Source organism: Silvimonas sp. (genome assembly GCF_031291215.1).
Lineage (GTDB): Bacteria > Pseudomonadota > Gammaproteobacteria > Burkholderiales > Chitinibacteraceae > Silvimonas > Silvimonas soli.
The window spans coordinates 1-3,271 of the sequence record NZ_JARLJK010000036.1; the positions used below are offsets into that span (position 1 = coordinate 1).

The following is a 3,271-nucleotide window of genomic DNA, read 5'->3' on the forward strand; positions in this document are numbered from 1 at the left end:
CGCAACAGCATCTCGGCGAGCGCCATGCCAACGGTGCTTCCCATCAGGCTTGCAGGCCGCTGATCGAGAATTGCCCCAAACCGCACCAGCTCTTCGCGATCCAGTCCCTCCCAGCCCAGCGACTCCCCGGGCACCATCCACTCCTGCGCCTCATCCTGCTGCTCTCTCTGGATCATCGTCTTGCGCTCTCCGTCTTGCCTTTCTCAAACATTGCGTTCCCTTTTGGCCCAGGTACTCCAGCCGGGCATTCACCGCGCACTGCATCGCCGTGGCCCCGCCGCCGGCATAGCTCCCGCATGTGTATGAGATCGCCGTTCCAGCTTTTGCGTTGAACATGTACTCGCTTGCATCTGAGCGTTCCCGCATCGTTGCCTTCAGCTGTCCCCGACATCTGGTTGCCCGGGGACAACGCGCCGGTATCGCCGCCCGTCCAGGTCATCTCGCAGTTGGACAGTGCGGAAGACATTGTCGTCGCATTCGCAGCGATGGGCACAGCATTGCCTCGCGCAACACCTACTGCTGTGGCGTAAATTCCTTGTACAGATACCCGAGTTCAAGGTTGATCGCCGCAGCACCCAGCGTGGTCGATTCGAAGTATGGATACATTGAGACAGTCGGTATGTTGGTGTTGATCGTGCAAACCAGCGCCCCGCCGATGTAGTAATTGGCAACCGTCCCCGCACTGCCCATTGCGATAAAGAACGTGTGTCCTGTGGTCGTCGCAGCGGCGATGCCTGAGTCGACGATTGTCTGCGTCCCCGACAATGCAGAGATGCACTTCCAGTGGGTGTCTGAAGCCGAGGTCGATGCGCGAAAAGCCAGATAGGTTGAAGCTGCTGGCGCATCCGATCCAGATGCCGCGCTAACAAAGGCGCTGTTGCCCATCCCAAGCCAGATTCGAGCATTTGTGTAGTCAAGCGCACCTGGGATCGCAGCCCAGACTTCTACGGACGGGTTAGACGCTGGGTACAACGAGAATGACCCGTCAGATACACCTGCGGCACTTCCAGAGGTAGCTGCGCTGGCGTAGTTAATCACGGGCATAGATGCGGTGCTGCCGGTGAAATATGTACCTGTTGGGGTTCCTGCTCCAGTCAAAGTCCACCCACCGCAGTTCTGGAAGGTGGTTGACGTTTTGTTGGTCATGCAATATGCCCACCAGCGCAGAACAGGCTGGCTCATCTGGAAAGCCGGAGCCACACCCGAAGTCTGGAGAGTGCCGTTTGAATCAGTAATCACCGTTTGGTTTGGTGTGAGCGCTCCGGCGGTCGGGAGATATGCGCCCGCGCCGCTCGTGCTCTTGCCAAGCATGGTGAAGTACTGAGACATGGTTGAATGGCTCGCGCTGTTCAGCGTGCCAGGAAGAGTGCAATCTTCATAGTTCATCCAGATCGACACATTTGCGGAGTTGTTGGCGCTGACGGAGTAACAATGCGACCACCCTATGAGCTGATTATCCGATACGTTTACATCGGCCAGTGTTGTACCTGTGGAGGATGAGATGCCGACTGCGGTATCTGCTGCAATGCGGTTATAGTCAATAATCTTGTTGTGGTTGATGTCAATGTGACTGCAATCGGTGCCGCTGGCGTTGCACTGCACCTGGATGCCAAAGTAGCCCGTCTCTCCAGCTTGGGGACCTTGGCCAATCATCTGCCATGCACAGGTGTTATCGGCTGTGAACACCCCCAGACCACCCGGCCATGCAGGCCACGTTGGGGCCGTTGCTCCCGTCTCGCAACCTGTAACCCCATTCAGATTCGAGACGCGCTCCATGTTTCCGTTGCTATCTATGAAAATCTGTCCCGGTCCAACATAAGTGTTGGCTGGCCATGTGGTGTTGGAGCCAAGACCATAACGGTCAATTATGTTGCCAGAGACAGTAATGAAATCAGCGTTGACTCCTGCATTGGCAGCGAGCATGAAAATGCCGTAGTTGTTGGATGTCCAGTTGGGGTAGAGCGGGGCGATGTAGTTGTTTGCGACGATAGTGTAGGGATTGTGGTTGATGTTGATCGCGCCACCGTAGCAGGTGTTCCCCGTCACCACATTGCGCGTTCCCTCCGTCAATTCAAAACAAATGTAACCGTGCTGCCCGGTGAAGTTGTTGTAGACGTTCCCTGTCACGCTCGCGCCGTCAACTCCACTCAGCGACAGCGCCCCGGGGTCAATACTTGTACCGACTTGCGCAGCCCAGGGATGCTGATTGATAGTGTTGTTTGCAAACACCACCCCAGTTGCCAGATAACCGCCAAACTCGCCGATCTCTGCGCCAAACGCGGCACCGATCTCAAGAATGTTTCCAGTTATAGAAGTATGGGAAGTGGTGCTGGGAACCGAAGTTGAGTGCAGGGCAATCGCTGCTCCCCATTCAGCAGCCGCGGAACGGTCTATATGGTTGTTCGTGATGCTGATATCACTCAGGCCGTACTCGCCGTAGATTCCATAACCTGTGGTCATACCACCTATAATGTTATCGTGGATGTTAACGCCGGTTACGCCTTCCAGATAGATGGCGTTGTTCTCGGTGCCTTGAATGTTAAGGTGAGAAAGCTCGATACCAGTTACAGGGGTACCTGTGCCATTGACGACAATTCCATAGTCCCCATATCCACCAGACACCGTTCCGGCTGATGACGTAAATGTGCCTGTGGCAACGGCAGCAGCCGTGAAAGTCATGGTAGAACCACTAGCAGTCATCAATGTTTCTTGGTGAGCATCAAGCCCAGATATACCAGTGCCGGCGAAAACCACTACGGAACCCGGAAGATAGTTTGCAGGCAACGCAGAAGTAAGCACTACTGTCGCTGCGTTATTGACGACTGAAACACTTGAAACCGTGCCGGTACTAGCCCCGCTGCCAGTAATCCTGCAACCGTCCATTTTCACATTACTGGCTTGTATTGTGAGCAAGTTGATGTTTGCACCCTTGTTAATCGAAGCTCCGTGCTCACACTCGATGCTCACGCCGGCAGTTGAGATTGTTGGCGTAGTGGTCAAAGTGGTTGCATAGTTCGACGCCAGGTGAAGTGTCTGTCCGGTGAGAAGAACAGCCAGTGCAGCGTTCAGTGAGGGATAGGCAGCAGCCTCCACCGTGTTGTTGACTGATGCGATGGGTGCCGCGACTGGTCCTCCGAAACTCCCGCCTCCCAACACTGCAACTCCGTTCACGCCGTCCGAAGCCAGGCCGGCAATCGCTGCCTGCGCACCGAGATTGCTTAGCGCCCCAACTGCCGTCGAGGAGCCTGTTCCGCCTGCCGACATCGGCACC

General features: G+C 55.7%; 1 protein-coding gene. It reads right to left on the minus strand.

Features of this window, described 5'->3' with window-relative positions; all coding sequences use genetic code 11:
* Window positions 1-513: 513 nt before the first annotated feature.
* On the minus strand, window positions 514-3,271 hold a 2,758-nt coding region (locus tag P4L78_RS01325), incomplete at its 5' end, for a hypothetical protein (RefSeq protein ID WP_309326464.1).